Consider the following 26,674-nt stretch of genomic DNA (forward strand, 5'->3'; position numbering starts at 1 on the left):
AATAACTTATCGCCTTAAAAAACAGGAAATTGACTGATATTTATCCCGAGCAAAATGAACTCAACCGGTATCATTATTATCTATATTCTCCTCTCCAGCTTCTTGTTCAGTTTCAGGAAAAAAAGTCGGTTCTTTTGGCTCAGATTTAGAAGAAGAAGTCGGTTCGAGTTCCGATGACTCTTGAGCCGGATCTTCAGGTTTGGGAAAGACTCTAATTTTCGGTTCCTGAGAAGATTTCGGAGGTTCATCGGGCTTGGGTTCGGGAATCAATTCCGGTGTGGGTTCCGGTTCCGGTTCCGGTTCAAAAGTCGGTTCCGGTTCCGGTTCGGGTATCGGTTCCGGTTCAAAAGTCGGAGTCGGTTCGGGAATCGGTTCCGGTTCAAAAGTCGGAGTCGGAGTGGGTTCCGGAGTGGGTTCGGGAAGGGGTTCGGGAGTCGGAGTCGGTTCGGGAATCGGTTCCGGTTCAAAAGTCGGTTCCGGGATCGGTTCGGGAATGGGTTCGGGTATCGGTTCCCAAGTCGGCTCCGGTTCCGGCTCCCAAGTCGGTTCCGGTTCGGGAAGGATGGGGGGGAGAGTGTTAACCAGACTCACCTCCAGGGTGTAATCGCTTTTGGAAAATCCGGGTAAAGTTTGTAACTCAATGATATAGTCCCCGGTCTGAGACACCGTTCCCTGCCACAAAGAAACCTCTTGAGCCACCGCATTTTGTTCGGGATCGTAGAGGCTGAATAACACACCCTCGCCCGAAATGGACACATAAAGCTGTTCGTTGGCGGCCGCCGAGACAATATAATCGGTTCTTTCGGTGGCTGTGACAGAACCTTTTTTGACCGCTTCCGGCCCATCGGGATACACATCTAGACGGCGAACGATCGGTTCGGGAGTCGGAGTCGGTTCCGGCGTCGGATCGGGAGTCGGTTCCGGTCTGGGAGTCGGTCTGGCTTGGGGAGTGCGAGAGGGAAAAGGTTCGAGAGTCGGACTCGGTGTAGACGGCGGACTGATCACCACCCGGGGAGTTTCACCGGGTTTTTCCTCGTCGGAGGAGATTAAACTGCGAATTAACGCTACCGTTCCCCAACCGGTCAGCAGTGCAACCGCGATCCCCGTCGCAATAATCGCCCAGGGATTTTCCCAAATCGATTTCGGGGAAGTGGCGGGAATACTCGGATTTGATTGATTCGGGTGGGAACTCCCCGGACTGTGAACAAGAGGTTGATTTCCCACCGCCAGGGTTTTCATTTCCGATAAATTCGCCCCGGTTGATGAACCCGAAGAAGCGGGAGCGGGAGCGGGATCGAGGCTTTGTAAAGCCCGTTCGACTTCCGACGCCGACTGATAGCGATCGCCCGGTTGACGACTGAGCATCCGGTTTAAAATTTGAGCAAAAGCCGGACGGACAATGGCCAAGGGTTGCCAATTCCAAGTGAGAGTGGCTTGATCGAGTAACTGATGGGGATCTTGACCGGTCAGCAGTACAATCGTTGTCACCGCCAACGCATAAAGATCGCTACTGGGGGAGACTTTCCCGGTTTGCAACTGTTCGAGGGGTGCGTAGCCCATTTTCCCGACTCGGGTAACGGGGGGTAAGGTTCCCACCGTCGAATGAATTTGAGTCGCCAAAGCGTTGACCACCCCAAAATCGATTAAAACCGGGAGTTGATCCCGTTGTCGGAGAATAATGTTATCGGGGGAAATATCCCGATGAATGATTCCCAGGCTGTGAATATGATCGAGAATGGGTAAGATTTCTCGCAAAAACAGCAAGACTTCCGCTTCAGAGAAGGTGGTGGGAAAGCCTGGGGGGGCGTTTTTTCGTTCGTTGAGTAGGGTGTGATAGGTTTTTCCTTCTACATAGTCTTGAACCAGAAATAGGCGTTGGTTTTCTTCAAAGACTGCACAAAATTGAGGAATTTGGGGATGTTTTATTTGGTAGAGAACCTGGGCTTCTCGCCGGAACAGTTCTTTGGACTTCTCAAAGGCGTAATTTTCCGTCGTCGGGGGAATGAATTCTTTGAGCGCACAGCGTTCGTTAAAGCGTCCTTGGTCTTCGGCTAAATAGGTACGACCAAACCCCCCCTGACCCAAAATATCGATCAAGCGGTAGCGATGTTGCAGAACTGTTCCGAGTGGGATGGCAGGTTGCATAGAAGGTCGATAGAGAGAAGCTCTTCAATTCTAAAGTTTAGATGAACGATTTTGTCAGCGCTCAGTGGTCAGTTCTTTAACTGTTCTCCCTGTGGCTGTCGGGTAGAGGGATTGATACACAGACAACGGTTTTGTGAGAAACAGGGGTTTTGGGGAAAGTTCTCCCCAAGAAAATTGTTTCTACTTTAACTCTGATTGGCAAGTTTGCCTAGTCGTTTTGTAGACCAGTTTCTCAAACGGTTACTCAATTTGATCCCGACTTTTACGGAAGCACTGGAAAATTTCCTGATAAAAGGAAGTGGGCGATCGCGATTTTAACGATTTGGGGACCTCTTGAGGTTGTCTGATGACCAGCCTGGTGATTCCCAATGGTAAGACGGATCTAGCATGGACTCATTTTAATCTGATGGTTCTCTGTCCTGTTTGTCAAAACGAATATCAACCGGAAATGGTTTCTTTTTGTTCGGTTTGTGGTTGGGATTTGACTCCCTGTCCACCCGCTTTTCAACAACGCCAGAGTCTACAAGAGGCTTGGGCCAGACAGGTGTGGGAAAAATTACAAGACTTAGAAAAAATTGCTCAAACTGACCGTTTGAAGGATCTATCTCTTAATCGAGAACCTCAGGAGATTTTGACTTCTAAAACTTTGATTTTTACCTCGAAAACTTTACAAGAATTACGCTCGGAGCGGGGGATTAATTATACTCCGCTTCGTTGTCTTTTGGAAGCCAGACAGTGGCGAGAAGCTGATGAGGAAACTACTCGCCTGATGTTGTTGGCTGCCAAACGCGAAAAGGTCGGTTATCTTGACCTCTACGCTATTCGCGATTTTCCTTGTACCGATCTGTTTACGATTAATCAACTCTGGCTTGAATACAGTCGCGGACATTTTGGTTTTTCTGTACAAAAACGGATTTGGGAAAGTTTGGCTAATCAAAAACAGTCCGCTTCTGAAGCCGATTTGGGGGATTATTTGGGATGGCGAAAACAGGGGCAATGGTTGGATTATGATGACTTGATTTTTGATTTGCGATCGCCTCAAGGTCATCTTCCCGTTGGCTTCGCTTGGTGGGTGGTTTGGTGGTGTATTTCTTTGTCTCGCGTTGTTGTTTATGAGGTGTTTGAACGTCTTAAAAGTTGTAAGTTTTAACCGGTGTCGGGACTAAAGAAGTCGTCAGGTCGATTTGCTCAGTCGTCAGAAGTTCAGAGTAAAAAACCCGCTTTCTTCTACTTCCTTACATTGGCGGCTCTGTGTTGAGAGCAGAAACCGGGTTTTTGGCGGGTACTTCCTCGCAACCCACACCGTGATCTCATTTTCGAGATTAAAGACAGAGTAAGCCCAATATACCATGTACCTCTGATTTTACCCGAAAAGCTCAAATTTAGCAAGTTTCAATTTTTTTTCTAGGATTAACTCTGCAAATTTGTTAGGATATAAAGTTGAAAATGCTAGCATTCTATCGAGAAGTTAAGTTTCACGATCAACCCTAGAATTTACCAGAATAAAATCCGATGAGTACCCAGATTTTACTCGTTGAAGACGAAGAAGCACTTGCTCAATTTCTCAAACAAGAGTTAACCTACGAAGGATATGAAGTCACCGTCGAAAATGATGGAATGAATGGGTTAGTCAAAGCCAGAGAATCTAATCCCGATTTAATCATTTTAGACTGGATGTTACCCCGATTGTCGGGGATCGAAATTTGTCGGCGTTTAAGAGCGAGTCATAACCAAGTTCCGATCATTTTATTAACCGCCAAAGATGAAGTTAGCGATCGCGTGACCGGTTTAGACTCCGGTGCTGATGATTATATCATTAAACCCTTTAGTTTGGAAGAGTTTTTAGCGCGAGTCCGGGTGCATATTCGCCGTCTTCAAGAATCCGATTCTGATTTATTAACCTTTTGTGATTTAAGTTTAGATCGAAAAACTCGGGAAGTCCGACGGGGTAATCGTTTAATTGATTTAACCGCCAAAGAATATGATTTACTCGAATATTTGATGAGTCATCCCCGTCAAGTTCTCACTCGCGATCAAATTCTCGAAAAAGTTTGGGGATATGATTTTATGGGAGATTCAAACATTATTGAAGTTTACGTTCGTTATCTGCGAATTAAGTTAGAATCCTCGGGAGAAACTCGACTCATTCAAACGGTTCGCAGTGTGGGATACGTGTTGCGAGAATAGACACAACATCCCGTTAACTCGCGGGTAAAATCACCGTAAAAATACTTCCTTCTCCCGGTTTAGAAAGCAGCGTCACCCGACCTCCCATTCCTTCAACTAGAGTCTTAACAATCGACAATCCCAAACCCGTTCCTCCGGCGCGAGTTCGAGCTTCATCAACTCGATAAAACCGTTCAAAAATGCGGCTTTGATGCTGTAGAGGAATACCCTGTCCTTTGTCGCAAACACTCAGATAAACTTTTTGATTTTTAGCTTTAACTTTCAAAGTAATCGGTTGTTCGGGTTCGGAATATTTAATCGCATTATCAATTAAATTGAGTAACACTTGTTTGAGGCGATTTCTATCGGCTTTCACCTGAATATTCCCTTGAATCGCTTCAAGACGAACTCGACCCTGACTAAATTGTTGCGCCATTTCTCGCACTTCAGACAGTAAACTATTCACCTCAAAAGATTCAATTTGAAAATGTAGATTTCCGTGATCGGCGCGAGCCAGTTCCAGTAAATCTTGCAATAAACGAATCGTGCGTTCGGCTTCATTGGCAGCCACTTCTAAGCCTTCTCGTTGGGGAGGAGTGAGATTATTTCCCCGTCTTAATGTACTTTGTAAATATCCCTGAACAATCGTTAACGGAGTTCGTAACTCGTGGGAAACATTACTAACAAATTGTCGCTGTTGTTCCCAAGATTCCGACAGCCGATCTAACATCTTATTACAAGTATTCGCCAGCATCGAAACTTCACTCGGCGCCTGTTCTAACTTCAGACGATAATCCGACAAATCATCAGCCGAAATCGTTTCGGTAAGCTGACTCATTTTTTGTAGGGGTTCTAAAGATTTGCGAATATACAAAGCACTAATAACCACCAATAAAACCGTCGCAAAAATCGTGACCGGAATCAAGCTATAAACAATCGATAAAAAAATAGTATATTCTCGGGTAATATCCGTCACCAAATACAATTTACCTAACCGTTGATTGGAAACCCAAAATGGTCCCCCACAGGCCACCCAATAGCGATCGCTAATTAAAGCAACTTTCGGCTTTAACGGCATATTGGTATACTCTAAAAGTAAACCGTGAGTTTGAGGATCAATCTCCTTTTGAAACCCTATTGATTGAGTAATAATATCTCCGTTATTATCTCGAATCCAAACTAAATGCTCTTGAAACTCTGGCTTTTGAATTACTTTTTTAATCGCCGCATCCCGAGACATCATTTCACTATAAACCGTTACCTCATGGGAAAACTTTTTCGCCATGTCTTGAATTTTATATTTATGACTATCAACCAATAACTTCTGCATTCTCAAACTCGTCCAAGTCGTCACACCTCCCAAACTCAAAACAGAAAATATTGTAATCCCTAAGGTGAGTTGAAATTTTAAGGAAGCGGGAGGTAAAATCTTCCCTTTTCGAGCAAAAGAAAAGTGTTTTGACATCCAATTTCCCAGGCTTGTATTGTTCGTTTTTAAAACGTCTACCATAAATTTAATTCAATAAAAACCTACAATTATAGCTAAACTTAATAGAAAATAAATCTATCCTCCCCTTCTATTCAACGCTAACAGACTGAATGATAACTGAAGTTTAACTGAGAAGTCGCTGAGAACATCTCCAACCCCGAAAAAAGGTTTAAAAAGGGACATCATTTTGATCGTTTTCATCGTCCTCCGGTTCGATAATTGTTTCAAAAGTAGATAGTTCTTCTGTAGATAGATCTTCTCCTGTCACTCCAGACAAATTATTTAAAGGTGTCGAACCTTTTTGTTCGGTTAAATGAATCACTTCTCCATCGAACGCCTTCGCCAGTTTTTGAGAAGCAAGCATAACCCGATCTTGCGGTAAATCATCGGAAATTATTGGGTCTTGAGGAGATATTGACGGGGAATTTTGAGGGGGAATTTCTCGCGGTTTAACAGGGGGTTCAACGGGTAACGGTTCAACCGGAAATTCTGATTTAAAAGTAGCTTCAGAGAGTTTCTCGGGTTGAGGATTTTCCCGAGGATAAACTGTCGGTTTATTTTCAACGGGTTTATTTTCAGGGGGTTTATTTTCAACGGGTTTATTTTCAGTTTGTTGGGGAGAGGAAGCTTTGGGAGAACTATTTTTCTTTTGGGTTCCCACTTCCAAGCGAACTTTAATAGGATGGTTAAACACCCGTTGAAAAGCAGCTTCCATATGAGGAATTTTTCCCTTTGCCATGTTATACAACGCTTGACTCGGAAAACCAATATCAGCAACTTCTGTATTGATGCTCAGTAAACGTCCATGCTGACGCAATAAAGCTTGGGTTGCTGAAGGTTTAACTTCTTCGAGAACCCTCCGCCAAATTTCTTCGAGATCATAGTTTTCTGTATCAGCAGAAAATGAAGATGTTGTTGTTTCTGCCGGGTGATTTTCCGGTATTTTCGGTGTCGGATCAGACGGTTGATGAGCGACGGTTTTTGAAGGTTCTACACCGGGTTTTTCTAACGGTTTAGGTGGGGCTTCGGGCGAGGGCAAAGGTGCGGGAGAAGGTGAATTTTGCGGGGGAGATGAAGGCGCGACAAACGGTTGAGAGACTGTTCTCGGTTGCGGTGAACTTTGAGTTGGAAAAGACTGAACCGATGACACAGAATGACTGAGTGCGGAGGGTAATAATCCCAGTAAAATAATTTCCAACCACAGACGGGGTTGGGTGGTATTTTTAATTTGAGTTTCGCTTTCGCGGAGATGTTTTTGAGCGGCTAATATTGTCGAAATTTCCCAATCATGGGAAAATTGACAAAGTTCTTGCCAAGTCGGTTGAGTTAATTTAACTAAATCTAAACGTTCGGGTGCAGTTTTTGCGATTAATAAATCCCGATAAAATTCCGCTAAGTTTTGCAGAACGATTAGGGGTTCTCGTCCTCTATTCAACAGTTGACGAACCGAATCAATTACCGTCGTGCTATTTTCCGAGGCGATCGCTTTTAACAGTTCAAGTAAATCTCGTTCGGGAACGGCGCCCACCAAATCCCAAACCCGTTCCACATCAATTTCACCCGCAAGTAAGCTTAACTGATCCAGTAAACTTTCCGCATCTCTGAGTCCGCCTTGAGCAATTTGAGCGACCATTTTAACCGCTTCTAGAGTGATGGGAATTTCTTCTTTTTGAGCAATTTGTTCTAAATGTTTTACCATCGGTTCGAGAGGAATTCGACGAAAATCGAAGCGCTGACAGCGAGAAATAATCGTCGGTAAAACCCGTTGCGGATCGGTTGTCGCCAGAACAAAAACCACCCGTTCGGGGGGTTCTTCCAAGGTTTTTAGCAGGGCATTAAACGCCGCCACACTGAGCATATGGCATTCATCAATTACATACACTTTATAACGACATTGAACCGGTGCAAATTGAGCGCGTTCGATCAATTCTCGAATATTATCAACTCCCGTATTACTCGCCGCGTCAATTTCAATCACATCCAAAGTCGAACCGTTAGCAATACCCCGACAAACGGCACAGGTTCCGCAGGGAGTCGCGGTTGGTTGACTGGCAGACAAACAGTTGAGAGATTTGGCTAAAATTCGAGCGCTGGAGGTTTTTCCGGTTCCTCTAGGCCCCGTAAACAGGTAAGCCGGAACGATACGCCGACGGTCGATGGCGTTGGTGAGGGTGGTGGCGATCGCATCTTGGCCAACCAAGTCCGCAAAGGTTTGAGGGCGATATTTGTGGTGGAGGGGTTCGTAGGTCACAACTAGACGGTCAGATCCAAAAAAAATTTGCTCAGTTTAAATATATCTATCCTAACGCTATCAGAATCTCTGTATCTATGATAGGGTTTTGTGCAGGTGTTGTTGGGAGCGATCGTGGCTTCCCTTGACTCAATTTTTGTTCGTTTGTGGGGAAGTAGACGGAGTTTCACATCTGCTAACAAGATTTATTATAGATTTGTCGGTTTGAGATGTAGAAATATCCAATCCTTGGAAATCTACGATTACAATGGTATTGAGACTAGAATCTGGAGCCTTTTTTATTAATTAAAGCTTATGTTAGTGCCAATCGTCCACACAGAAACCCAACTTGCTCAAGCTTCACCTCCTCCGAGTCCTGATGAATCTCTACCTCTGACGCCGGAGATCATTTGGATGGGAGCAACGGGAATCCTATTGCTGATTCTGATTGTTTTCTCCATTTTGTTTAAGTTAAAAACTCAAGACCTAAACAAGCAACTGAAAATGGAGCAGTTTAGAAATAAAGAGTTACAAAAAAAATATAAACTGGCGGTAGCAACTATTGCTAAAATGGAGAAGAATCCCGACCTAATTCACTCTCGCGAGTTTAACTTAGATTATCTGAGAATGCGAATGGCGGAAGATGTTTTCCACTATGCCATTATTGTTCAAATTAAGATGAAAGTTAAGCAGCAAATTGCTATTGCGTTGCGTCCAACTCAAGCGGCAGTCGGAGAAAAAGGCACCGCCGGAACCGGTCGCCAAGTGGATTCTATCTTTGATGTTGAGTATGAAACCGGACAGGGAAATACGACTAAAAAACGGATCTTGTTTCGGATTCAAATTCGACTGATGAAACTTCCAACACAAGCAACTTCAACGACAATTAATCAAATTATTGACTGTTTAGAAACTTATCTGAGTCCTTCGGATGATCGGGAAAATTGGCAACCGACTATTCAAGGTCGAATTGTACAAATTCAGTGGGATCAAAAAGCGAAACCCACTCCATTATTAGTTTTAGAACAATCTAATGAAGGGATGAATGTTACCTTTAGAACGACTCGTCAAACTCCCGGTAGCGGTATCCAACGAGCGGTTGTTCCGGGTGAGACTCCCTCTCAAAAAAGAACTAAAAAATCGTCAAAAAGCAGCGGTAAAAAATCAAAATCTCCGAAAAGTCAAGAAGTTAATTCTTAGAGACTTTTGGGGGTGAATGGGTGGGTTGGGTGGTCTATTCTTCGGTTAAAATCTCGAAAAACATCTCACCTAAAATTTAAGCCGAAAACGCGGTTGGATTTCGGTTGATTCATTGCTCATGTTTTAGTCCTCATTCCTCATTTTTTCGGGCGATCTGGCGGTCATTCGATATAATCAAATAATACCGTTGTCATGTAATAATTTGCCCACTCTGTGCCAAACGCTTTTTCTAAAACCCGTCGAGTTTTGTCATTTTGTTGCTGTTGGGTACAATAATATTTTTGAGCGGCTTGTATTTGAGTTTCTACATCGGCTGAAACCGGATTTTGAGCGATCGCATATTGACAGTGAACCCGCAAATAAGCATCTACTCGGTTTAAAAACTCGGCTTCTTCCGCTTCATCCATCGGACGAATAAATAAGCAAAATTCCGAGAAAATATCCCCCCATTCGGGAATATCGCGAGGCTGTGAAAAAGAATGAGGTAAAGAAGATAAAGCCGTGTAATAATCACTCGGAAGATGGGGTTTGGGATAAATCGGAGATAAATCAACAATGGCCGCACTAATTTTTCCCCGTCCTCCCACCAAGTCCGTCCCAAACATCGGTAAAGCGTAGTTCACCCGAGGAAACATTACACAATGGAGAATATCCAAACTCTGACCGACTTTTGCCAATTCCAGGTGTAGCTTGCGAAATTGTGGGGTTTGATAGCAACGGTTTTCAATAATCAGTTTTTCCCCTTCCAGTCGCCCTTCTACATAGCCCAATTCCGCCGGAAGGTGATAGGGTTCAAGATCGAGATATTGTTCCCAAATCGCTTCAATTCGGTTGGCAAGTTGACGAATTAAAGAATGTTGTTGTTGACGTAGAGTGGTGGTTGATGCTTCTACCATAGAAAAGTTGTTGGTCGTTGTCGCCTGAAAAAATCTGTGAGTAATCCTGATTTAACTATCTGTAGATCTAGAATATCAGTTGATCGGCCTTTTTGAACATCAAGCTTCACCCAACTGCTGGCTGTTTTCTACTCCGGCCACCTTTCCCGCTATGATCGAGGTGTCTGTTTGCGTCTAGGAGGTGGCGATGTTTGGTTTAGGATGGCCGGAAATGGGGGTAATTTTGTTAATTGCGGTGTTGATCTTCGGGCCAAAGAAAATCCCCGAGTTGGGAAAAACCCTCGGTCAAGCCTTGCGAGGCTTCAAAGATGAAATGCAAAATGACTCGGAAACCGAAGCAGAAAACCCGGACCTGAAAAAATCCGACGGCAACTAGAACCGGGAAATCCCAGAGAAGATTCTACGCTTGATAGTTTGATAGTACAAGCGTAGTTTTTCTTTTTTTAAGATTTGATTCAAGTTTAAAATTGTGCCACAGGACATCTAGACCGAGAATTTGTATTTGCTAAATCTATTTGCTAAATCTTTACAAATCTCGAGACAGCTTTTTACAAAAATTTGTTGATTTTTAAATTGAAAACTTGATATTTTATAATCCGAGTATCAAACCATCTCAACTTCTGATTTGGAATTCGGTTAAGGTCTGGGAAAAAACACAAATCGGGCATCTCAAACGCTTTGAATCCCGGCCCTATCGAAAGTTCCGTGTAGGTTCGGTATGGGCGTGACATGAGATCAGCGCAAATTTATAAAAATTTAACTGGGCTGTATCGAAGGCTGAACGGGATTGAATCAACTTCAATTCTAACTTTTTCCTGTTTGAATTTAATGCCTTCGTAAATTGTTATTGATCGTCGATTCGACTGCTATTTCGTCAAACTTGTTTAAAATTTCAAGAAAACTATGAGCAATTATCCTTCGGCCCAAGACCAATTCATGCTCGAATTGATCAACAGAGGTCGCTTGAATCCTCAAGCAGAAGCGAATCTTTATCTCAATGGAGACTTGAATGAAGGTCTTGATCCGAATCAACTTTCCACCACTCCCAAACAACCTTTAGCATTTAACCTCAACCTCAATACTGCCGCCAATGGTCACAGTCAATGGATGCTGGATAACGATGTATTCAGCCATACCGGAGAAGGGGGTACAAGTTCATATCAACGGATGCAGAATGCGGGGTATAATTTCACCGGTGGCTGGGGTAGCGGAGAAAATATTGCTTACAACGGAACAACCGGTACGCCCAACTTTACCGATTTTGTTGAGAAGAACCACATTGGCCTCTTTAAGAGTAAGGGCCATCGTATTAACCTGATGAATGGCAGCTTCGAGGAAATCGGTCTTTCTTCTCTCCTGGGAGAGTATACTTCCTCTAGCGGTACCACCTTCAATTCGGTGATGACGACCCAGAATTTCGCCTACACCGGCAGTAGCGGGCCGTTTATTACGGGTGTTGCCTACACCGATGCAGTCACCGATAACGACTTCTATACCGTTGGTGAAGGAATTGGAGGGATAACGGTTACGGCGGTTAATACGGCCAATAACGCCATCAGTTTCACCACCACAACCTGGTCTTCCGGGGGTTACAGTCTCGATGTCGATGCCGGTGCCACCTACGACCTCACCTTTTCCGGCGATTTTGATGGGGACGGTCAAACCGATACGGCAAATTATCAAGTTACGGTGGCCTCGGAAAATGTTAAACAAGATCTAGTAACCGATCTGCTTCCGAGTACCCCACAACCGACCACCGGAGATGATCACCTCGCGGGTACTGTGAATGATGACCTAATTAAAGCCGCAGCGGGTAACGATACAGTTAGTGGTGGCGATGGCAACGATACCCTCGGTGGCGGTGCCGGTAATGATCAACTCAACGGTGATAACGGCAATGACTCCCTCACCGGTTGGACAGGTAACGATGTGATTAATGGCGGTGTTGGCAGTGATATCCTGCAAGGGGGCGATGGTTTAGATACCCTCAACGGGGGCGAGGATGCCGATACCCTCAGAGGCGGTAACGATGCCGATACCCTCAACGGCGATGGCGGCGATGACGTCCTGCAAGGACAAGCCGGAGATGACCTCCTCAACGGGGGCGATGGCAACGATAACGTTGGTGGCGGTGTCGGTAATGATACTGTTATTGGCGGTGTCGGTAATGACACGGTTATGGGATGGAAGGGTAACGACGTCCTCATCGGCGTTGACCCCGCTGCTGCTAATCCCGGAACCCGAGAAGTTGATAGGCTGCAAGGTGGTGAGGATGCCGATACTTTTGTTCTCGGGGATGAACTCACCGCTTACTATCTGGGAGGAAATGCCAGCGATTATGCGGAGGTTCGGACGTTCAACCGGGCTGAGGATATCATTCAGTTAAACGGTGTTGAGGGTGATTATACTCTCAATTCTGTGGGTTCTGGCACCGAAATTCTCTGGCAGGGAACCGACCGTGTGGGTCTGGTAGTTGGTGTTAGTCTGACGGATTTTGATAGCGGTTTCAGCTTTGTTGAAGAACGACCCGTTTAACGACCGTTACTTACTGAGGCAATAAATTAATCTTTTCCGGGGCGATATCTACTGCATTATGTCTTGTAGATATCGCCCTGATTCCACTCTCATTTCTCGTAAAAATAAGACAGATTAACCCTTGGAATTGTTAGCTGCCTGTCTTAATATGGATACAAAAATTCAGCTTGGCGATCGCTTTCAGAATGATAAAAAGTATGACCGGGCTATTGTTGAGTATCAAGCCGCCTTGGAAGATGATCCTCAAAATGTGACCGCACTCTCGAAAATCGCCGATGCTTACGCAGCGCTGAAAAACTGGCAGCAGTCAATTTATTACTATCAAAAAGCGATTGAAATTGATCAAAATCAACCCTGGCTGTATATCGGTTTGGGAGATGCTTTCAAAGCTATAGAAAAACTCTCCGAGGCGATTGTAAACTACCAAGCTGTTTTGAATAAAAAGCCCCGGCACGTTAGCGCACTCTCAAAACTTTGCGGTGCTTATGCAGTGCTGAAAAATTGGCAGCAGTCTATTGAATTTTATCAAAAAGCGATTGAAATTGACCCGAGTCTTCCCTGGGTTTATATCGGTCTGGGAGATGCTTTCAAAGCGATAGAAAAAGTCTCTGAAGCTATTCTATACTACCAGAAGACGCTGGAAATCGATCCCAATAATATATCTGTTCATCTGAAGTTAGGAAATCTGTTTAAGGAACAAGGAAATTTTTCGGAAGCCGCTGCTTGCTACGAGAAAATTATTGAAATCGATCCGCAAGATTCTCGCCCCTACGAAAGACTGGGAAATCTCTACAGAAGTTTGGAACATTCTACCAAAGCGATTGATTATTATGAATTGGCAATCGCCCGAAATCCCAACAATTTTTACTGGCATATGGATGTTGGAAACTGTTTTTTTCAGCTAAAAAAACTCACAGAAGCAATTCACCACTATCAACGGGCGCTGGAAATTAATCCTCAAAATCCTAATTCCTACAGGCGAATTGGTGATGCTTATCAAGAGAAATATAATTTTTCAGAAGCGATTAATTTCTATCAAAAAGGATTGGAAATTTCGCCCCTAGATTTTTGGTTAACAATTAATTTGGGAGATTCCCTGACAAAAATCGGCAAGTTCTCAGAAGCAATATCTTATTATAAAACGGCAATTGAGATCGATTCTAAACATTTTACGGGTTATAGTAAGTGGGCGCTCGCCGAAGCTAATTTGGGTCATATTGAAACCGCAGTTGAGATTTATCAAAATGCAATTCTAGCCGAGCCAAATAATCCCGATTTTTACTGTTATTTTGCTGGTTTTCAAATCAATTATCTCAAAGCTTCCAAAGCCGCATTAATCAACTATAAAACCGCCCTAAAAATTGATTATCAGCATTTTCCTTCTCTGATGGGTCAGGGAAATCTTTTACTGGGATTGGGTCGATTTAATGAGGCGAAAACGTTCTTTGACCGACTGATTGAAAACTTTCCCGATAAATCGCAAGCCTTCCTAAATTGGGCTAGAATTGGTCAAAGATGTCAGGATTATGCTCTGGCTTTAGAACGTTGGGAACAGGTTTTAAAAAGGTTTCCGGACAATCTTCAAGCCCATGTGGGGAAAGGTTCGACGTTGATAGAATTGGGTCGGTTTGAAGAGGCTAAAATAATTTTCACAGACATCTCAAAACAGTTTCCAGATAGTTATGAAGGACTCTGCGGATTATGTCAAGTTGCAGAGCGATCGCAACAGTGGGAACTGGCTTTAGAAGAATGGGAAAAGGTAATTTATGCTTTCCCTCAATACCCCATCGCCCATCTCAGACGTGCGGCTATTTTAATTCAATTTGGAGAGTTTCAGCAAGCCGAGACGAAGTTAAAACAGTCGGTTGAAAATTTACCCGAAGCCGATTTAGGACTGGCTAATTTATATCTAAAAAAAGGTCACTTAGAAGCCGCAATTCAAAGCGGAAAAAAAGCGATTTCACGGGGAAAATTTCAACAGGCTTATCCCCTGCTTTGTCATCTATTTTTAAGAACGGGTAATTTAGAAGAAATCGATTCTATACTCGACGATTTTGTTCGCCAGAATACCCCGTGTGAATCTAATCCCGCAATTGACAATATTCAAAAGGCTAACCAACTTTTTAAACGGGGTCAGTTTGAAACCGGTTGGGCGGTTTATCAATCAACAATTACAGTTTATCAAAATTCCCGCCATCAACGGTTCCAAAATAATTTTAAACCCCAACCGTTGGTTTTGATCCTCTCTGCTATACAACTTGCTAAGGTTAGTTTAAATTTGAGTCAGCCCGAATGGGTTGAGAAAATTATTGATTTTGTTCATAATAATCAACGTGCATTTGAAGCCCAACACATTCTTCTATCAATTCTTTATTTTTATCTGGGTTTATATCAAGAAAACAGCGGTCAATCTACTCAAGCCCTCTCCTCTTTTAAAAGAAGCTTAACTTTAAATCCCGATAATCAATCCTGTCTACCTAGAATTAGATATCTCCTCAAACAACAGCATGAGGAAATCCTGAAAACCTCTCCGTTCTTAACAGACGAGCAGAGTCAAAATAAAGTGTTATTAATGGTTATTAGCTGTCAAAAAAATGAAGATAAACTTCGGGTTTTGAGGCAAAAAATATATCAAACTTTGGGGATTCCCTATTGCTTTGTTATGGCCGATCCTAACCTCAGTTCGGATTGGTTATGGAAATCAGATATTCTCTATGTTAAATGTCCCGATAATTATGAATCTCTGTCGCTAAAGGTTCTTAAATCCCTAGAATATGTCTATTGCTGTCATAATTTTAAGGGGGTTTTGAAACTCGATGATGATTGTTGGATTAAAGATAAAAATAGATTCGTACAAACGGTTAATTGGCTGGCGGATTCTTCCTATGACTATGCGGGAACAATAGATGGTTACAGCATCGGTCGAGCGTGGCATTTTAGCAAATGTGAGTCTGCTGAGGTCGATAAAAGTCCCTATGATTTACCCTATTTAACTTCGTGGTGTGGGGGAGGACAGGGTTATTTTCTCTCACAAAATAGCTTAAAAATTTTGTTTGAATATACGACCAAATACCCCGGATCTGTTCGCGGAGAAATTTATGAGGATGTTTTGGTTGCCAAGATTCTTTATCAAAACAATATTAAACCCCAGGAGTTTAATTTACCCCAAATGGGTTTGATCGAAAAAGATATCGATCCGCAAACTCAAGAAGAAGATGCCAATAGCTATTTACAACAAGCTAAAAAAGCGATAAAATTGGGAGAGATAGAAACGGCTGTCAAACAATTTCAAACCTCGATTAAAATCGATCCGGATCAACCTCTTTCTGTCTACAAAAAGCTATATAATCTCTTGGTGCAACTGAACCAACCCGACCAAGCAATTCAGACTTTATTAACGGCAATGGATAAGTTTCCAGAAGATGCCGGTCTATATCGACAAATGGGAAATATTATGATTGAGCAAGGAAATCAAGAAGCCGGACTGAAATTCTATCGCCAGTCATTAGCACTCGATGAAAAACAACCGTTAAAAGTTTATCAAGCTTTGGGTATTCGGGGGGTTGAAATCATAAGTTTAGAAAGGCTCGGTTGGATTTATACCCCAATTCCCAAGTGTGCCTGTACCAGTTTAAAGAACCTAATTTATAGTTTAGAATTTCAGCGTCATTATTCTGAAAAAGAGTCTAAAAAGTCGATACATGAGTTTTGGAATGAAAGTATTAAATATGTCCGAGACTTGAAAAGTTTGAAGGATTATTTCAAATTTGCTGTGGTTCGAGATCCGGTCAAAAGATTTTTATCCTGTTATAAAAATCTTGTGATCTATCAAGGTGACTTACGGATAAAACCCAATCCGGAAAAATTGGAGAAGGCGGGATTAAAGTCCGATCCTACAATCAATGAATTTGTAAAGGAACTTGAAAAATACGTGCAAATTTCCAAGGAAGTTAATCATCATACAAAGCCTCAATATTTATTTTTAGGTCAAGAGTTAGCCGCCTATGATTTTCTTTGTAAGATTGAGGATTTAGAAGCGCTGAAGCGGATTTTATCTGAAAAGTTGGGTCGGGAGATTGAATTACCCAAATTGCAAACAGAGGGGCCGAAAATCACCCTTCAAGATTTAACTCAAGACTCTCTAGAAAAGCTGATAGAATTTTATGCGCTAGACTATGAGTTACTCAAAGATTTCTATTCTGTTGATGACATTTGGAATGAGTTTAAACAAGCCAATTAATTGGGAGGATTTAACGTTTTATGTCGCTCAACTTTGAATCAATTCTAATTATCACCTACGGAAGAAGTGGTTCAACTCTACTTCAGGGAATGCTGAATGAAATTGAAGGGGTGATCATTCGCGGAGAAAATAGTAACTTTATTGCGGGTTTATACGAAGCCTACAGAAATTTAGAGATAGCCACCTCCCCAGAGTATGCTCAAAAATCAAACGCTCCCACTCATCCCTGGTACGGTGCCGGACTGTTGGATCTTGACGTTTTTTTGACTCACTGCCAAAATATGGTTAGAGAATTGTTACTCGCCGATCGCCAAGGGGATGACAGTATTATTTGCTATGGATTTAAAGAGATTAGATATTTGGATTTCTATTTTAAATCCGAGTATAGCTTGGCTGGATATTTAGATTTTCTAGCCAAAATTTTTCCTAACGTGGGATTTATTTTTAATGTTAGAAATCTCGATGATGTGTTAAAAAGTGGGTGGTGGGCGACAACAAATCCGGCAGATACTAGCGAAAAAATACTCGGACTTGAGCAGGCGTTTAAACTTTATGTTCAAAATAATCCTAATAATACCTTTTTGATTTCCCACGAAGATATTGTTCAAAAGTCGGATAAATTAAGGGATTTATTTCTTTTTATCGGGGGCCGAATATGGCGATCGCGATCTCGATCGGGTTCTGTCGATTTCCCACAGTTATTGAAATCAAAAAGGCGCTCTGGGAATAGGCAAGGGGAAAGGGGACGGGGGACAGGGGACAGGGGCAATAATCGGGCTGTTTATCCGGGCGCATTGCCATGCGCCCCTACTCCTGTAGGCGAAGCCAGTGCGAACGCACTTACTCCTGAACTCCTGACTTCCGACCTCACGACTTCAAAAAATGATGCTCCGGGTATCTCTTTTGCTGAGATGACCCGGAGTTGATATTACCCCAAACGCCTAACTAAATTGACTTAAACCTGGGAGGGTTTCAAGTCGGTGGGATAGGCAGTGGATGCGGTTCCATTTTGACCCATAGGCGACTCAGAAAGGGGTTTGCGGGCTTCGATCAAACTAATCGCCCGGGTGACGCTTTCGGGTAAAATCACCACCAAACCGCCTTCGGGGGCGCGATCGAGGGTGGTTTCTATCGCTTCGGTTTCGTTGAGGATGGTTTCGTGGCTCACCCGGGGGTCGGGAACCCGGCTCAACACCTGTTGGACGCCTTCGCGAATTAACTCGGCGGCGCTGCCCCGCTCCCGGCCCCGGGTGTCGTCATCTTCTTTGATCACAATTTGGTCAAACATCTCGGCGGCCAGTTTCCCCAAGGTGACAAAATCTTCATCGCGGCGATCGCCAGGACCGCCCACAATGCCAATTCTCACCCCCTGCCAGTTGCGAACAAAGCCGGCCAAAGCCTCGTAGCTGGCGGGATTATGAGCATAATCAATCAGGGCGTGATACTTGCCCATATTAAACAGATTCATCCGTCCGGGGGTTTGAGAAGCCGAAGCCACAAAGCTTGACAAACCCTCGCGAATATGCTCTATTTTGATGCCCTGGGCAAAGGCGGCCAAACAAGCGGCTAAAGCGTTGGCAATCATAAACGGAGCCTTGCCGCCCATCGTCAGGGGAACATTAACCGCCTGTTCAATTCTGAGCGTCCAGTCGCCTTTGAGGATGGAGAGATAGCCGTTTTCGTAAACCGCAGCCAAGCCGCCGGCGGCCGTATGCTTGAGAACGGTTTCATTTTCCGGGTTCATGGAAAAATAGGCAACTTGGGCCTTGGTCCGCTCGGCCATTTCCGAAACCAACGGGTCATCGGCATTTAACACCGCATACCCCTTGGGCATCACCGACTCGGCGACAACGCTTTTGACTTTCGCCAGTTGTTCAACGGTGTCAATATCGCCCAAACCGAGGTGATCGGCGGACACGTTCAACACCACGCCCACATCGCAGGTATCAAAGCCCAAACCGGAGCGGAGTATTCCCCCTCTGGCGGCTTCTAAAACGGCAATTTCGACCGTCGGATCGCAGAGAATCAGTTGGGCGCTTTGGGGGCCTGTATTATCTCCGGCTTCAACCAGATAGTCGCCGATATAAGTCCCGTCTGTGGTGGTGTAGCCGACCATCGAACCGGTTTGTTTGACAATGTGAGCCAACAAACGAGTCGTGGTGGTTTTGCCATTGGTCCCGGTGACGGCCAAAATGGGAATGCGGCTGAGTTGACCGCTCGGGAATAACATATCCATCACCGCCCCGGCGACGTTGCGGGGTAAACCTTCGCTGGGGGCGACGTGCATTCTAAAGCCTGGGGCGGCGTTGACTTCGACGATCACCCCGTCAACTTCCCGCAGGGGGCGGCTAATATCGGGGCTGACGACATCGATTCCGGCAATGTCTAAACCGATAATTTTGGCAACCCGAGAAAACAGCCAGATATTTTCCGGGTGGACTTCATCGGTGCGATCGATGGCACTTCCGCCGGTGCTGAGGTTGGCGGTGGCCCGCAAGAAACAGCGTTTTCCTTCCGGCAACACCGAATCCAAACCGTAGCCCTGTTCCGCTAGCATAGAAAGGGCGGTTTTGTCAATCTCAATCCGGGTGAGAACGTTATCGTGTCCGTCGCCCCGGCGGGGGTCGCGGTTGGTGGCTTCGATCAGTTCTTCGATGGTGGAACGACCATCCCCGACGACGTGACCGGGAACCCGTTCGGCGACGGCGACCACTTTGCCGTTAACGACCAACACGCGGAAGTCCCGACCTTGATAGAAGCGTTCTACGATGACGCTGCGGGTTTTAGAAGCGGTACTGGCGGCGTCGTAGGCTTGTTCTGCGGTTTCCCAACGGGTAATATCGAGGGTAATGCCGCGACCGTGATTGCCGTCTAGGGGTTTCATGGCGATGGGATAGCCGCCTACAAACTCAACGGCATCTTCCAACTCGTCAAAGTAGCGAATCACGGTGCCTCGGGGAACGGGAACCCCGGCATTGCGGAGAATTTGTTTGGTGCCTTCTTTATCGCAGGCGAGTTCTACGCCCAAAATGCCCGTTTGATTGCTTAAAGTGGCTTGGATGCGTTTTTGATTGACGCCGTAACCGAGTTGAATCATAAAGCGGGTGTTCAACTCCAGCCAGGGAATGCCTCTGGCTTCGGCTTCCCCGACGATCGCTTCGGTACTCGGCCCGAGGGCGGCTTGGGCTTTGAGTTCTTTGAGGTCTTCGAGATCTTGGTTGAGTTCTTCTTGGGGATAGCTGCCGGTGTCAGCGATACTCTGGCACAGTCGGACGGCGGCCCGACCCGCGTAGCGACCGACTTGTTCACTTTGATACTCATAGACGACTTGGAAAATTCCGGGGGTGCCGGTTTCTCGGGTGCGGCCAAACCCCACTGACATTCCCGCCAAGTTCTGGAGTTCGAGGGCGACGTGTTCGATAATGTGTCCCATCAGCGTCCCCCGTTCGACCCGGCTGAGAAATCCGCCTCTGACTCCGGGTGAACAGTGGTGTTCGACTAAACTCGGCAAGACCGAGGTCAGACCTTCGTAAAAGCCCGGAATGTCGTTGGAGTAGCGTTCGGCCAGTTCTTCGAGGTCTAGACGCATGACGATGAGTTTGTGGCGTCTAATGCTCCAGTAGTTTGGGCCGCGTAATGTCAGAACCTTGAGAATTTTCATATCTGTCTGTGAGTGGGTGATGCCGGAGTTTTCTGTGAATAATACTTCTTCTGTTACCAATTTGTAACTTTAAAATACATGGTAACTGTTCTTGATGAACAGTTTCGCGAGAAGACCATGATCACTGTGTTCACACTCCGATCGGGCTATAGGGGCTACAGGAGTTTTGACTCAACCCAGGGGAAATTTTAGCCTGGGGTTGGCTGTGATTTCCGGGTCTTTTGTTCATCCGCAGCACCCCTCGCCTTAGGATTTTAGCAGCATCTTCTGTTGATCGAGCCAGAGAAAATCGAGGTTTAGGAGTTGGGTCCTAAAGACTCGGTGCTGCGGTCGGAATGCGGGTGCGAATGTTGTATTCATCACCGTGAGAGAGGATATGAATTCGCAAGTTGAACAGGCTCAGGGGATCGGCCGCTCCCACTTTGGAGGCATTGGTATAAGACATTTCCGTTGCATCGACAATGGTCACGGTGCCTTTACCTATGACTTTGAGTTTTTCTTGGGCTTCAAACATCGCACAGGTGTCTTCGTCAATCCCCAGGCCCAAGCGTTCCGGGTGAGAGGTGATGGCGCTGATTAAACGGGCCAAGCGGTTGCGGTTGTGGAAGTGTTGATCGACGATCAGTTCTGGCATGATATCTAAACCGGTCGCCATATCCACTAAGGAACGGTTGGGGGATTCTCCGCTTCCTCCGCCTGCGATCATGTGATGGCTCATTACCGCCGCCCCCGCACTGGTCCCGGCGAGCGCCATTCGTCCTTCGCGAGCGCCTACCCGAATTTTGGTCATTAACGGCGTATCTGCCAACAAACTGTACAACCGCAGTTGATCTCCCCCGGTGAGAAACACGCCTGTACAGGAGGTGTCCAGGTAGGAGTGCCAGTCTGTGTTTTCACAGTGATGGCGTTCGCGAATATCAAAGATTTTGATTTCTTTTGCCCCCATTTCCTCAAAAATTCTTTGGTAACGTTCGCCTTGAAGACCCGGTTCTCTAGACGCCGAGGGAATAATCGCAAGCTGTGCTTTGGCTCCGCCTGCTCGGTTAAAAAAGGTTTGCAGAATCTCACGTCCATGAACTTTATCTTCGGCTCCCCCAATAATTAAAATTGAGGTCTGAGTCGGTGGGGGTATGGTCTGTTCAAGGGCTTGAGACGTCAACTGCTGCATATTTGATCTCCTCTGATCAGCATAAGTTTAATCACGGGGACATAATCCCTACTTAAAATATTTACAGGCTTTTTGGGGGGGGTTCTGGTCAATTCTTGACTTTTTATATTGGGCATTTGAGAGGTTTAGCAGGAGATTTTAGCAAGGACTACAGGATAAATAAAGGGAGTGGGTGTTGACGGGTTTACCCTGCGGTTGTTGCTTCCCTTACCCTTATCCGGTTTGATGAGGTCTGACTTCTGTTCTCCTGAGGTCTGAAAATCATCAGCCGACCCCCTGACTTTAGTCGTCCGATTCTTTTGCGGTGTTTAACCCGGTTGACCTCAACTCTTAGCTGGGTCTTTGGTGAGGAGTCTCACCCCAGTCGATGATCCGGCATCTTTTTGTTGACCTAATCTAAGCTGCATCACAGAGATCGAAGCCTGACTTTACACCCGGTTGAGGTTGAATTTGCCTATCCAACTTCGACCGCAATGGTGGAAATTTTATTATCTCATGCTAGTGAGCCTAGCTTCAGATTTTCTCCGATTCCACTTGGGTTCGTCAGGTTAAGCTTACACCCCAGTCTAGTATATTTTGATACCTAATTAAACGATCTTTTAGATTTTATCGGTTATCATATAGTATTGTACAGATTTTGTGGCGGCGAGATTTTAAGGTTTCTTAACAATTAATTCCTCTGAGTTTTTTCCCGTGCAATTTGACGTTATTACCCTATTTCCAGATTTTTTCAGTTCTCCACTGCAATCGGGACTGTTAGGCAAGGCTTTAGCCAAGGAAATTGCCCAGATTCATTTGGTGAACCCGCGAGATTTTGCCACCGATAAGCACCGGCGGGTTGATGATGAACCCTATGGCGGTGGAGTTGGAATGGTGCTTAAGCCGGAACCGATCTTTGCCGCCGTTGAGTCTTTACCGATTTTACCCCGACGGGAGATCATTTTGTTGACTCCTCAGGGAGAACGCATGAATCAAGCCTTATTCCGCCAGTGGGCGACGGATTTCGATCAACTGGTTCTCATTTGCGGTCATTATGAAGGCATTGACGAACGGATTACCCACATTGTTACCCGTGAAGTCTCTCTGGGCGATTTTGTCCTGACGGGGGGCGAAATTCCGGCGATGACTTTGATTAACGGTGTGATTCGTTTGCTTCCCGGAACCGTCGGTAAGGAGGAATCCCTCAAAGCCGAAAGTTTTGAACAGCCTTTACTCGACTATCCCCACTACACTCGACCCCCCGATTTTCGGGGTTGGAAAGTTCCCGAGGTTTTACGCTCTGGAAATCATGCTGAAATTGAAAAATGGCGCCGACAACAGCAACTCGAACGCACTCGCCAACGCCGTCCGGATTTGTTAGAAGATTAGTCGTAAATGGATTGAGGGGAGACAGACCTGAGGAGTAATTTTTCTCCGGGGTATTTCCCCTCTTTTGTTCTGGGAAAACATCAAAGCTTGTTCTGTTTTTGTCCAACCCGTCACTCGAACTCAGAATTTATTCCCCAAAATCTCACTTTTAAAAGACTGTTTTCGAGCAAATTTGTTGTATAATAAATTGTTTAAGGAGTTCAATAAACGGAAATAACGTTAACTCTGTAATTGCAGATTAACGCTTCCTAGAGAGTTCTACGTTTTGTTTTTTTCAAAGCTTAACATCCTCATTAGTTTCTGCGATCAGGGCGTGTTGTAATATAATCTCCGGTTGATTAATTTTCTTAGGGTTGCAGGGCGGGTTTAGTTCAATCTCGGAGTGGTCATCAAGATCTAAGATAAACCCGCCCCTACAGCACTTCGGATTGATTAGTCGGATATCATCTCAGTACATTTAAGGCAGAGAAATCAGACGAGAACGCCTCTCCCCCACGCTCCAATTAGACTCAGAAATTAGGGGCATCCAGACCCATCAGAGGGTCTATTTTTAAAGTTTTTTTCAGTTGTATATCCAGATTTTATTTTATTTTATCTGGAATTATTTGCAGTCAGATTTTTAAAAGTCTGGCTTACCCCGTCGTTGCAAAAACCAAATCCAAACCAATAGGAAAAACTATGACCGTTACTCAATCCGTCGAAAAATACCAATACTTTCAACACCGGGTTCAACCCTTATTAGAAATCATTTACGATGAACCCACCGTCCAAACGTTATTAAAGCAAATTTTTGAGATTCTCCAAGACTATTCCAGCGAGTTTCACGAAGAAAATCTCAACAAATGGAGTCAGGACAATGTGTTGCTGATTACCTACGGAAACAGTATCGAAAAATTTGGCGAAAAACCCCTAGTCACCCTAAAAAATTTCTTAGATAAATATCTCAAAGACACCGTGACAGGCGTTCACATTTTACCCTTTTTTCCCTACAGTTCCGACGATGGATTTTCAGTCATTGACTATTTACAAGTTAATCCCCAATTGGGAGATTGGGAAGATATCGAAAATATTGCCAATCAATTTGATTTGATGGCTGATTTAGTCATTAATCATATCTCCAGTCAAAGCGAATGGTTCAAACAGTTTCAACGGGGCGAAAAACCCGGTTCTGATTATTTTATCACGGTCGATCCCAATACAGATTTATCCGCAGTTGTTCGCCCTCGAAGTACACCTGTTCTCACACCCGTTGACACACCCGAAGGGGAAAAACACGTTTGGGCGACGTTTAGCGAAGATCAAATCGATCTCAATTTTGCCAACCCGAATGTCTTGTTAGAATTTATCAAAATTATTCTAATTTATGTCCAAAAAGGAGCCAAATATATCCGCTTAGATGCGGTGGGATTTCTCTGGAAAGAAATCGGCACGACTTGCATACATCTTCCCCAAACTCATGCGGTTGTAAAACTGTTGCGAGAACTTTTACAACTGGTAAATCCTTCGGTGGTATTAATTACAGAAACCAACGTGCCGAACCGAGAAAATTTAAGCTATTTTGGCAACCGAAATGAGGCGCATATGATTTATAATTTTAGTTTACCGCCTCTGGTTTTACACGCTCTCCTTCAAGGCAAATCCGACTATTTAAAAAGTTGGATGATGAGTATGCCACCGGCACCTTTAGGCTGTGCTTACTTCAATTTTACCGCTTCTCACGATGGTATTGGTTTGCGTCCAACTGAGGGATTATTATCCGAACAAGAGTATTGGACGATGTTAGAAACCATGCAAAAATTTGGGGGAAAAATTAGCATGAGGAAAAAACCGGATGGTAGCGAAAGCCCCTATGAATTGAATATTTCCCTATTTGATGCGATGAAAGGAACGGTTCGGGGGGAAGATCAATGGCAAGTTCAACGGTTTATTTGTTCCCAAACGATTATGATGTCGTTGGAGGGAATTCCGGCTTTTTATATTCATAGTTTGTTGGGTACGCCGAACGATTATATCAAGCTGAAACAAACGGGAAGAAATCGTTCAATTAACCGTTCCGAATTGGATTTAAACGAACTTGAAAATAAACTCGCTCATCCCCATTCACCCCAATCTATTGTTTTTCGAGAACTTTGTCGTCGGATTCAAATTCGTCGCCGTCAAAGCGCTTTTCATCCCAACGCTACCCAATATACTCTACAATTAAAGCGAACATTATTTGGCTTTTGGCGACAAAGTATTATTCGCGATCAAAGCATCTTTTGTGTCTTTAATTTAAGCGACCGTCCGCAACTTTTGCGGTTATCTGACTTAAACTTAGTCTGTACCGATCCCTGGTGTGATTTGATTAGCGGCGAGAAAATCGATGATATCTATTCTAGCTTCAATCTGCATCCCTACCAGGCGGTTTGGCTGACGAATAAATTCTAATTTGAAGTTCACTTCATCGGGCTTTGATTAGACTTTGGAGACGTTCGATCTGGGCGTCTCTATTTATTTTGAAAGGGTAGGAAAATCCCAATTCGTAAAATTAATTACTCTCTGAAGGAAAATTGATGATATAATCGGAGCTTTAATAGCTTATTAAAATTAAATTTGTTGTTTTCATCTGGGGCTTATGAATTTTACTGAAAATACTCCTCAAACGGATCGGAAAGTAAAATCCTATTTGTGGATGATTCTTCTTTTTGATTGTGTTGTACTGGGTTTAACGATTCGTCGGGCGGTTTTGCTAGGAAAAAGTCCGATGCGATATTTTGGTGAAACGGGGATTATAAGCTGGTTTTCTTGTTTACAGTTGTTGATTCTTTCGGGATTAGCTTGGAAAATTTATCGCATCCGAAAATTAGCCCCCGTAGAAACAAAACAAAAGCACAAACCCCAAACGTTATGGAAACTGATTTCCATTGGATTTTTCTTTTTAGCAGTTGATGAAATTGCACAAATCCATGAAACAACAGATGTTTTAATTCAGTGGCTGTTTAACGTTCCCGATGGTCACAATATTCTGAGATTTGATGGCGTGATTGTTGCGGGTTACAGTGCTGTTGGCGCTTATATTTTATACTCTTTTGCCGATGAATTTAAACGGTATAAACCCACATTTTATCTGTTTTTTTTAGGTTTTGCTTTCAAAGCCACTATGGTTTTAATTGATTTGGGTACCGATGATGACAGCATCTTTTCATTTTGGTTAGCCGATCCCAAACGTCATCAACTCGTGTATGACTGGATACAAACGGTAGAAGAATCGTTTAAAATTCTAGCTGAAGGTGCATTTATTGCCGCTTTTATAGCCTGTTTACAAATTGCCAAACGAATTACCCGAAAGCAAATCACCCCGTAAAATCGACCTGAAAAAATCCGGCTTCTTCGAGAAACCGGATCTTAATTAACCCTCTAATTCCAAAAGGTTATATGAAATACTGAAAGATTTGCGACTGATAAGCGATCAAAAATCTTGTAGGGGCGGGTTCAGTCAAAATCTCAGTCTTCTCAGCAATAACTTACATAAACCCGCCCCGTCAGGCGTCTATTCTCATTATTTTCTGTATTTCAGATTAACACGAAAATCATTGA

Annotated in this window: 16 protein-coding genes; 10 read left to right on the plus strand and 6 right to left on the minus strand. The window is 44.3% G+C overall.

Features of this window, described 5'->3' with window-relative positions:
* Positions 1-60 precede the first annotated feature (60 nt).
* A complete protein-coding gene (locus tag ACL6C3_RS21625) occupies positions 61-2,145 on the minus strand; it encodes a protein kinase domain-containing protein (RefSeq protein ID WP_413161111.1) in 2,085 nt (694 codons plus the stop codon).
* Positions 2,146-2,491: 346 nt separating this feature from the next.
* On the opposite strand from ACL6C3_RS21625, the gene ACL6C3_RS21630 reads away from it, so the two are divergent.
* Both ACL6C3_RS21630 and ACL6C3_RS21635 read left to right on the plus strand, forming a co-directional pair.
* Positions 2,492-3,295, plus strand: coding sequence for a GUN4 domain-containing protein (locus ACL6C3_RS21630; protein WP_413161112.1), 804 nt, complete (start codon positions 2,492-2,494; stop codon positions 3,293-3,295).
* Positions 3,296-3,657: 362 nt separating this feature from the next.
* Positions 3,658-4,332, plus strand: a complete 675-nt coding sequence (locus tag ACL6C3_RS21635; RefSeq protein ID WP_413161113.1) for a response regulator transcription factor — start codon at positions 3,658-3,660, stop codon at positions 4,330-4,332.
* A gap of 13 nt (positions 4,333-4,345) precedes the next feature.
* On the opposite strand, the gene ACL6C3_RS21640 is transcribed toward ACL6C3_RS21635, so the two are convergent.
* Positions 4,346-5,821, minus strand: a complete 1,476-nt coding sequence (locus tag ACL6C3_RS21640) for a sensor histidine kinase (RefSeq protein WP_413161114.1) — start codon at positions 5,819-5,821, stop codon at positions 4,346-4,348.
* A 148-nt stretch (positions 5,822-5,969) separates the two neighbouring features.
* A complete protein-coding gene (locus ACL6C3_RS21645; RefSeq protein ID WP_413161115.1) occupies positions 5,970-8,051 on the minus strand; it encodes a DNA polymerase III subunit gamma/tau in 2,082 nt (693 codons plus the stop codon).
* Positions 8,052-8,345: 294 nt separating this feature from the next.
* Here ACL6C3_RS21645 and ACL6C3_RS21650 point away from each other — a divergent pair, with 294 nt between their 5' ends.
* Complete coding sequence (locus tag ACL6C3_RS21650) at positions 8,346-9,230, plus strand: hypothetical protein (protein WP_413161116.1); 885 nt, start codon at positions 8,346-8,348, stop codon at positions 9,228-9,230.
* A 161-nt stretch (positions 9,231-9,391) separates the two neighbouring features.
* Here ACL6C3_RS21650 and ACL6C3_RS21655 read toward each other — a convergent pair whose 3' ends face one another.
* Positions 9,392-10,126, minus strand: a complete 735-nt coding sequence (locus ACL6C3_RS21655) for a phycocyanobilin:ferredoxin oxidoreductase (protein WP_413161117.1) — start codon at positions 10,124-10,126, stop codon at positions 9,392-9,394.
* 187 nt (positions 10,127-10,313) lie between these two features.
* Here ACL6C3_RS21655 and tatA point away from each other — a divergent pair, with 187 nt between their 5' ends.
* The 4 genes from tatA (at position 10,314) to ACL6C3_RS21675 (ending at position 17,827) form a co-directional block, all read left to right on the plus strand.
* Positions 10,314-10,502, plus strand: a complete 189-nt coding sequence (gene tatA, locus ACL6C3_RS21660) for a twin-arginine translocase TatA/TatE family subunit (protein ID WP_413161118.1) — start codon at positions 10,314-10,316, stop codon at positions 10,500-10,502.
* A gap of 527 nt (positions 10,503-11,029) precedes the next feature.
* Positions 11,030-12,661, plus strand: coding sequence for a CAP domain-containing protein (locus ACL6C3_RS21665; RefSeq protein WP_413161119.1), 1,632 nt, complete (start codon positions 11,030-11,032; stop codon positions 12,659-12,661).
* A 148-nt stretch (positions 12,662-12,809) separates the two neighbouring features.
* Positions 12,810-16,901, plus strand: coding sequence for a tetratricopeptide repeat protein (locus tag ACL6C3_RS21670; RefSeq protein WP_413161120.1), 4,092 nt, complete (start codon positions 12,810-12,812; stop codon positions 16,899-16,901).
* A 20-nt stretch (positions 16,902-16,921) separates the two neighbouring features.
* Entirely contained in the window at positions 16,922-17,827 is a 906-nt protein-coding gene (locus ACL6C3_RS21675; RefSeq protein WP_413161121.1) for a sulfotransferase, read from the plus strand.
* A gap of 29 nt (positions 17,828-17,856) precedes the next feature.
* Here ACL6C3_RS21675 and cphA read toward each other — a convergent pair whose 3' ends face one another.
* Positions 17,857-20,562 (minus strand): cyanophycin synthetase, encoded by a 2,706-nt coding sequence (gene cphA / locus ACL6C3_RS21680; protein WP_413161122.1) that lies wholly within the window; start codon positions 20,560-20,562, stop codon positions 17,857-17,859.
* A 310-nt stretch (positions 20,563-20,872) separates the two neighbouring features.
* A complete protein-coding gene (locus tag ACL6C3_RS21685) occupies positions 20,873-21,730 on the minus strand; it encodes a cyanophycinase (protein WP_413161123.1) in 858 nt (285 codons plus the stop codon).
* Between the two features lie 693 nt (positions 21,731-22,423).
* Between ACL6C3_RS21685 and trmD the strand changes: the two genes are divergently transcribed.
* From trmD to ACL6C3_RS21700, 3 genes are all read left to right on the plus strand, one after another.
* Positions 22,424-23,098, plus strand: coding sequence for a tRNA (guanosine(37)-N1)-methyltransferase TrmD (gene trmD / locus ACL6C3_RS21690; RefSeq protein ID WP_413161124.1), 675 nt, complete (start codon positions 22,424-22,426; stop codon positions 23,096-23,098).
* A 678-nt stretch (positions 23,099-23,776) separates the two neighbouring features.
* Positions 23,777-25,525 (plus strand): alpha-amylase family glycosyl hydrolase, encoded by a 1,749-nt coding sequence (locus tag ACL6C3_RS21695; protein ID WP_413161125.1) that lies wholly within the window; start codon positions 23,777-23,779, stop codon positions 25,523-25,525.
* 187 nt (positions 25,526-25,712) lie between these two features.
* Positions 25,713-26,441, plus strand: a complete 729-nt coding sequence (locus ACL6C3_RS21700; RefSeq protein WP_413161126.1) for a hypothetical protein — start codon at positions 25,713-25,715, stop codon at positions 26,439-26,441.
* The last annotated feature ends 233 nt before the right edge of the window (positions 26,442-26,674 follow it).

Source organism: Capilliphycus salinus ALCB114379 (assembly GCF_047276495.1).
GTDB lineage: Bacteria > Cyanobacteriota > Cyanobacteriia > Cyanobacteriales > Microcoleaceae > Capilliphycus > Capilliphycus salinus.

Coding starts and splice junctions, on each gene's coding strand:
- ACL6C3_RS21625 (WP_413161111.1), bottom strand. CDS start 2,145: ATGCAACCTGCCATCCCACTCGGAACAGTTCTGCAACATCGCTACCGC.
- ACL6C3_RS21630 (WP_413161112.1), top strand. CDS start 2,492: ATGACCAGCCTGGTGATTCCCAATGGTAAGACGGATCTAGCATGGACT.
- ACL6C3_RS21635 (WP_413161113.1), top strand. CDS start 3,658: ATGAGTACCCAGATTTTACTCGTTGAAGACGAAGAAGCACTTGCTCAA.
- ACL6C3_RS21640 (WP_413161114.1), bottom strand. CDS start 5,821: ATGGTAGACGTTTTAAAAACGAACAATACAAGCCTGGGAAATTGGATG.
- ACL6C3_RS21650 (WP_413161116.1), top strand. CDS start 8,346: ATGTTAGTGCCAATCGTCCACACAGAAACCCAACTTGCTCAAGCTTCA.
- ACL6C3_RS21655 (WP_413161117.1), bottom strand. CDS start 10,126: ATGGTAGAAGCATCAACCACCACTCTACGTCAACAACAACATTCTTTA.
- tatA (WP_413161118.1), top strand. CDS start 10,314: ATGTTTGGTTTAGGATGGCCGGAAATGGGGGTAATTTTGTTAATTGCG.
- ACL6C3_RS21665 (WP_413161119.1), top strand. CDS start 11,030: ATGAGCAATTATCCTTCGGCCCAAGACCAATTCATGCTCGAATTGATC.
- ACL6C3_RS21670 (WP_413161120.1), top strand. CDS start 12,810: ATGGATACAAAAATTCAGCTTGGCGATCGCTTTCAGAATGATAAAAAG.
- ACL6C3_RS21675 (WP_413161121.1), top strand. CDS start 16,922: ATGTCGCTCAACTTTGAATCAATTCTAATTATCACCTACGGAAGAAGT.
- cphA (WP_413161122.1), bottom strand. CDS start 20,562: ATGAAAATTCTCAAGGTTCTGACATTACGCGGCCCAAACTACTGGAGC.
- ACL6C3_RS21685 (WP_413161123.1), bottom strand. CDS start 21,730: ATGCAGCAGTTGACGTCTCAAGCCCTTGAACAGACCATACCCCCACCG.
- ACL6C3_RS21695 (WP_413161125.1), top strand. CDS start 23,777: ATGACCGTTACTCAATCCGTCGAAAAATACCAATACTTTCAACACCGG.
- ACL6C3_RS21700 (WP_413161126.1), top strand. CDS start 25,713: ATGAATTTTACTGAAAATACTCCTCAAACGGATCGGAAAGTAAAATCC.